Genomic DNA, 6,149 nt, shown 5'->3' with positions numbered 1-6,149 from the left:
GAGGCGGCCGACCCGAGCGAGTTCCTGGACGCGCTGCGCTTCGACCTGTCCAGCCAGGAGGTGTACGTCTTCACCCCGAAGGGTGACGTCATCCCCCTGCCGACCGGGTCGACGCCGGTGGACTTCGCCTACGCGGTGCACACCGAAGTCGGGCACAAATGCATCGGGACGCGGGTCAACGGCAAGCTGGTGCCCCTGGAATCCACGCTCTCCAACGGCGACGTGATCCAGATCGTCACCTCGAAGTCCGACACGGCCGGCCCGACCCAGGACTGGCTCGGCTTCGTCAAGAGCCCACGTGCCCGCACCAAGATCCGGCAGTACTTCAACAAGGAGCGCCGCGAGGAGGCGATCGAGGCCGGCAAGGACGGAATCGTCAAGGCGATGCGCAAGCAGGGCATGCCGTTGCAGCGGATGCTCACCTCCGACGCGCTGATGTCGATCGCCCGGGACCTGCACCTGGCCGACGTGGCCTCGCTCTACGCGGCGGTCGGCGACAACCAGGTCTCGGCGCAGTCGGTGGTGCAGAAGCTGATGACCACCTACGGCGGCGAGGAGGGCGCGGCGGAGGACATCGCCGAGACCACCGTCGCCACCGAGCCGCCGCGCAACCGGGCCTCCAGTCACGACCCGGGTGTCGTGGTCCGCGGGGTCAGCGACGTCTGGATCAAGCTGGCCCGCTGCTGCACCCCCGTTCCGCCGGATTCGGTCTTCGGCTTCGTCACCCGGTCCGGCGGGGTCAGCGTGCACCGGGACAACTGCCCCAACGCCGAGGACCTCAAGGCCCAGCCCGAGCGGCTTCGCGAGGTGACCTGGAAACTCACCTCCTCGTCAAACTTCGTGGTGGCGATTCAGGTCGAGGCCCTCGACCGGCGCGGGCTACTTGTCGATACCGCGCGGGTGCTGTTCGACGAGCAGGTCAATGTCCTCTCCGCCACCGTCACCATCACCCGCGACCGGGTGGCAGTGAGCCGATTCAGCTTTGAGATCGCCGACCCAAAGCACCTGGGGCACCTGCTGGCCGCGGTCCGCAGGATCGACGGCGTCTTCGACGCCTACCGAACAACCGCATAGTTAGGCTGACCGGTGCCGGACTACGGGGCTACGCCGTCGGGGGATCGTAGGACTGGGGCGAATAGGGACGTAGCGAATACCGCCCGCCACCAAGGGCCCGGCCGGACATGTCGGTGTACGACGTGCCGCTGCTGCTCGGCGAGGAGGAGGGCTATTTCGGCGAGTCGTAGCAGGCCTGCGGTCGCGGGGCGACTCTCGCCAATCGCGAGGTGCAGGATCGCCTGGCATGACGCCGGCCACCTGGCCTGGCGACCCGCCCGCGTAGGCTGTCCTCCGGGGCCGTGGCGGCTCGCCCCGCATGACAGGGTGGCCGAGAAGGTGTGACGTTGAGCGACAACTTGGAGCAGTTAGGTCCAACAGGCTTCCAAGACCTTGCGGCCAGCCTAGCGGTCGCTTTCTTCGGGCCAGGTGTCCAGGTGATGGGCGCGGGCCGGGACGGCGGGCGGGACCTGTACCACCGGGGTTCGCTCATCTGGAAGCCGACGGAGGATCAGCCTGCCGAGGTGTGGGAGGGATACACCGTCCTGCAGGTGAAGCACCGGGCGACCCCCTCCGCCAACCACCAGGAGAACGCGGCCTGGCTGTGGGGGCAGGTCCGCGGCGAGCTCGATGACTGGGCCAACCCCTACGGAGATCGCAATCCGGTTCCCGACTTCCTGATCATCATCACGAACGTGATGCTCACGCCGTTCCCCCAGGTCGGCGGCCATGATCTTCTCAACGACAACATCAAGAGCTACCTAGAGCGCCTTGCCGACAAAACTCGGGAGGTCGACCCCGAAGCCGCAGAGGAGCGGAGGGCGCGCCTGGCCAGGCTGAAGCGCATCAAGAAGGTGCGTATCTGGGATGGCAACCAGATCCAGGCCTTGCTCAAGGTGCACCCGGGCATCCGCAACGCGTTTCCGGGGTTCCTCACCGCCGGCGACGTCTTCGCCGCGTTGGCACAGTTCACCGACACCATACCGCTGAAGGACCTCGAAGAAGGGCTCCGGGAGCACGCCAAGACCACGCTCATGGGCGAGGGTTTCATCTACTTCGACGAGGCGGGCAGCGGTGACGGCCAGGGGATCCCCGTCCACGACGTCGCCATCGACCTGCCCATCACCTTCGCCGCCGGCACGCGGCGTACGAGCGTAGTGAAGTACGTGCTCGACCGCGCCGAACATGTCCTCGCTCCCGGCGTCACCACCCAGGAGGCGCCCCGGCACATGATCGTCACCGGCGCGCCCGGCAACGGCAAGACGACGATCTCCAAGTTCCTCGTCCAGGTGTTCCGCGCGGCCATGCTCGAACGCGCCGAAGACCTCAGCGACGGGCACCGCGACGTCATCAAGGGCACCGCGGCAGCCCTGAAGCGCTTCGGCCGTGAGCTGCCGAAGAACCGCCGCTGGCCGATGCGCATCGACCTGGCCTTGTACGCCCAGGAAGGAGGGCTCAGCGACGACTCGACTCTGCTGCGGTGGATCGCCCACAAGGTTTCGCGCCGCTCCGACATGGGAGAGGTGAAGCCGTGGGCGCTGAGAACCTGGATGCAGAGGTGGCCCTGGCTGCTCGTCCTGGACGGCTTGGACGAAGTCACCGAACCGGCTGTGCGCAAGCGCCTGATCGAGCGAGTCACCGAGTTCGTCAACATCGCTGAGGCCGACAAATGCGACGTGCTGGTTGTCCTCACCACTCGCCCGGTCGGTTACACCGAGAACATCGCGCCCGCGCACTTCGAGCGGATCGACCTGGACTTCCTCGAACTCGCCGAGGCCGTCCGCTACGGCGAGCTTGCGACGAAGGTCCGCCTCCGCACGGACCTCGATCGCATCGAAAGAGTGCTCACACGCCTGCAGAAGGCCGCGGACGACGAGGCGCTGCAACACCTGCTGCGGACCCCGCTCCAAGTCTTGATCTTGACCATCATCATCGATGGCGCCGGACAGCTGGCCCCGAGCCGGCTGGCTCGGGTGGTGGCGAAATGCACTCGGCCCGGGCGCCTGATCCGGCCGTGCCGCGGCGGTTCACTGGCTGGGTCGCCAGCGTCGAGCCGGCCAGGGCATCGCCAGACGTCGACGTTGCGTTCGGCTAGTCCCATCAGTATCTGCGGCGAGATCTGCGGCGAGGTGAGCACTCATGTGTGGTGGACGACGCGGTGCGACGGCGCCGCTGCGGCCGCGTCCAGTCGGGTTGCCGCCAGGATTGACGCAGGAGGTCAGAGTGTCAGGATAATTTTTCCTTTGGTACGGCCGGTTTGGCCGATCTCGTGGGCCTTGGCGACCTGTTCGAGGGGCAGTACTGTGTCCACCTCGACGCGGAGCTGCCCCGTGCCGACCAGGTTGGCGAGGGACGTGAGCCCGGCAGCGTCCGGCTCGACGATCATGAATCGGGCGCGTTTGCCCTGCCGGGCTGCCTCCTCCTCCAGGTACGTCTCGGCCGGCGAGGCGAGGGCGACCAGGATGCCGCCCGGGCGCAGGGTCCGCAGCGAGCGCGGCCCGTACTCGCCGCCGATCGAGTCCATGACCACGTCGAGGTCGTGGAGGCGCTCGGCGAAGTCCGTCGTCGTGTAGTCGATGACCTCGTCGGCACCTAACCCACGGACGAACGCGTGCTTGGCGGCGCTCGCGGTGCCGATCACGTGTGCGCCGCGCGCCTTGGCGATCTGCACGGCGAGGTGGCCGACGCCGCCCGCGGCCGCGTGAACCAGTACGCGCTGGCCCGGCTGGACGTCGGCGACATCGACCAGGGCCTGCCACGCGGTGAGCCCGGCGAGCCCCAGACCGGCCGCCTCGACGTGGGACAGCCCGGCGGGCTTGCGAGCGAGGTGCCGCGACGGTGCCGTGACGTACTCTGCGTAGGTGCCGGCCGCCCGCGGTAGCAGTGGCATGCCGAAGACCTCGTCACCGGGCCGGAACAGCGCGGCGCCGACACCGACGGCCTCGACCACGCCGGACAGGTCCCAGCCCAGCCGCACCGGTCGGCCGAGCAGGCCGCCGGTTGCGCGGTGCCAGAGGTCGGTCGGGTTGACCCCGACCGCGTGGACCCGGACGAGTACCTCCGCCGGGCCGGGCTCGGGGCGGTCGACCTCCATCAGCTTGAGGACCTCGGGGCCGCCGAACCGGTCCTGTTCGATCGCACGCATCGCATGCCTTTCTGTTCATCTTCGGTGTGTGCGATCCACCCTGCCGGAGCGGCGTTCGATGGTTCGAGTGGCCAGATCGCCAATATGTGGAAGGATCTGGCCATGCATCGCGTGGTCGTCTTGGCGCTCGACGGCGTGTACCCGTTTGAGCTGAGCATTCCGGTCCGCATCTTCGGTACCGCTGTCGGTCCCGACGGTGAGCCGCTGTACGAGGTCGTCACCTGCAGCGTCGACGGCGAACCAGTCGCCACCAGCGCGGACTTCACCGTGGCCGTCCAGCACGGCCCTGAGGTGATCGACACGGCCGACACACTGGTGTTGCCGCCCTTCGTGTGCGATCCGATCGGCGACCAGGACTGGCTGCCTGAGCCGGTCGCGGCGGCGCTGCGCCGGCTGCGGCCGGATGCGAGGATCGTGTCCATCTGCACAGCCTCGTACGTGCTGGCCGCCGCCGGGCTGCTTGACGGCCGGCCTGCCACCACGCACTGGAACAATGCGGAGCATTTCCAGCGTACGTTTCCGAATGTGAAGGTCGATGCCGACGTGCTGTTCATCGACGACGGACAGGTGCTCACCGCGGCCGGCGTGGCGTCCGGCGTGGACCTGTGTCTGCACCTCGTGCGCCGCGACCACGGCAGCGCCGTCGCCAACCGGGTGGCACGGCTGTGCGTCGTGCCGCCGTGGCGCGAGGGCGGCCAGGCGCAGTTCATCGACCGCCCGGTGCCCGAGCCGGCGACCACGACCACGTCCGAGACCCGGCAGTGGGCACTCGGACAGGTGCACCGGCCGATCACCCTCGCCGAGCTGGCCCGGCACGCCCGCATGAGCGTACGCACGTTCTCGCGCCGCTTCCGCGCCGAGGTCGGCATGACACCAGTGCAGTGGCTCGCGCGGCAGCGGGTCGAACACGCCCGCCGTCTGCTGGAGACCACCGACCTGCCGGTCGACCGGGTCGCCGCCGAGGCCGGCTTCGGCACCGCCGCGTCGCTGCGTCAGCACCTGACCGGCGCGATCGGGGTCTCGCCGACGGCGTACCGGCAGACCTTCCGCACCATGGTGTCGACGGCCCGCGCGTCGTGACGTCCGCTTCTGCCGCTGACCGTGCGTCCGGCACCGCCCTGTCGTGTCGAGAACAGTGCGTCCGATCTTGAGACGTGCAAAGACGTGCAAAGCTTCGTGGGTGACGATTTCCTCGGAAGTTCTAGCTTCTGCGGCGGCCGACCCGACCTCTCCTGCCTGGGACTTCATCTGGCAAGAGTCGTGTCATCAGGGCACCTGTGACCCAGCCAGCGCGGTCCTGCTGCCCTGGCTGGCGCAGACCGGCGCCGCTTTCGCCCGGAAAGACCGCGAGAAGGCGGTGGTGCTTGCCGGCTTCATCGCGCTGGACGCCGACGACGCCGGTCGCACCGCATACGCTGATGAGATCGCGACCTTGCGCGCGCTCGCGGTGGACTGCCTGCCCGATGCATCGAGCGACAGCATGTTCGTGCACCTACAACAGGCCGTTCTCGGCTTCGACGGCGACGAGATCTGGGGCAAAGAGCTCGATCACCTCAACGATGGGGAGATCGACGTGCAATGCCCCGATTGCGACGAGGAGTTGCTTCTCGACCTGCAGTCCGAAGACTCCGGGATCGAACCGGGGCTGTCCTCGGAACTGGCTGGGCGCCTGCATGCCGAGGCAGTGCGGGCAGGCCGGGCGTCCGTAGCCGCTCGCTTGACGCGCCTCTTTGGTCGGCTCAGCTGTCCCAGCTGCAGCACTCGATTCAATCTGGCTGACCACTTGGCCGGCTTCTCATACCAGTGACGACGGCATCCGCATCTGCCGCTGACAGCGCGTCGGAGACGACCGGATCTGCCGATGAGCGCGCAGTTGGTCAACGATCGGGCCGTCCGGGTCCGAGTTGGGCGGACGACCTCATACCTCGGAACTCCCCGGACCTCCTACTCT

At 68.1% G+C, this 6,149-nt stretch carries 5 protein-coding genes; 3 read left to right on the top strand and 2 right to left on the bottom strand.

What is annotated here, in order from left to right; genetic code table 11:
• Positions 1–1,074 (top strand): TGS domain-containing protein (locus ACWD6N_RS37025; RefSeq protein WP_449941625.1); only part of this gene is annotated, 1,074 nt, incomplete at its 5' end.
• 740 nt (positions 1,075–1,814) lie between these two features.
• Here ACWD6N_RS37025 and ACWD6N_RS37020 read toward each other — a convergent pair.
• Both ACWD6N_RS37020 and ACWD6N_RS37015 read right to left on the bottom strand, forming a co-directional pair.
• Positions 1,815–2,963: a hypothetical protein gene (locus ACWD6N_RS37020; protein ID WP_354964344.1), complete on the bottom strand. Its 1,149-nt coding sequence runs from the start codon at positions 2,961–2,963 to the stop codon at positions 1,815–1,817.
• Between the two features lie 308 nt (positions 2,964–3,271).
• On the bottom strand, positions 3,272–4,147 hold the full coding sequence (locus tag ACWD6N_RS37015) for an NADP-dependent oxidoreductase (protein WP_387323558.1): 876 nt from the start codon (positions 4,145–4,147) through the stop codon (positions 3,272–3,274).
• On the opposite strand from ACWD6N_RS37015, the gene ACWD6N_RS37010 reads away from it, so the two are divergent.
• Together ACWD6N_RS37010 and ACWD6N_RS37005 are read left to right on the top strand one after the other, a co-directional pair.
• The gene (locus tag ACWD6N_RS37010) at positions 4,094–5,278 is read left to right on the top strand and encodes a GlxA family transcriptional regulator (protein WP_354964343.1); all 1,185 of its coding nucleotides are present in this window, start codon (positions 4,094–4,096) and stop codon (positions 5,276–5,278) included. The two genes, ACWD6N_RS37015 and ACWD6N_RS37010, sit on opposite strands and share 54 nt — an antisense overlap.
• A 100-nt stretch (positions 5,279–5,378) precedes the next feature.
• Complete coding sequence (locus ACWD6N_RS37005) at positions 5,379–6,005, top strand: hypothetical protein (RefSeq protein WP_450006643.1); 627 nt, start codon at positions 5,379–5,381, stop codon at positions 6,003–6,005.
• The last annotated feature ends 144 nt before the right edge of the window (positions 6,006–6,149 follow it).

The organism is Micromonospora sp. NPDC005163 (assembly GCF_053599835.1).
The sequence above is the reverse complement of the archived record's forward strand: the minus strand, read 5'-3'. Positions and strand labels throughout refer to the sequence as shown.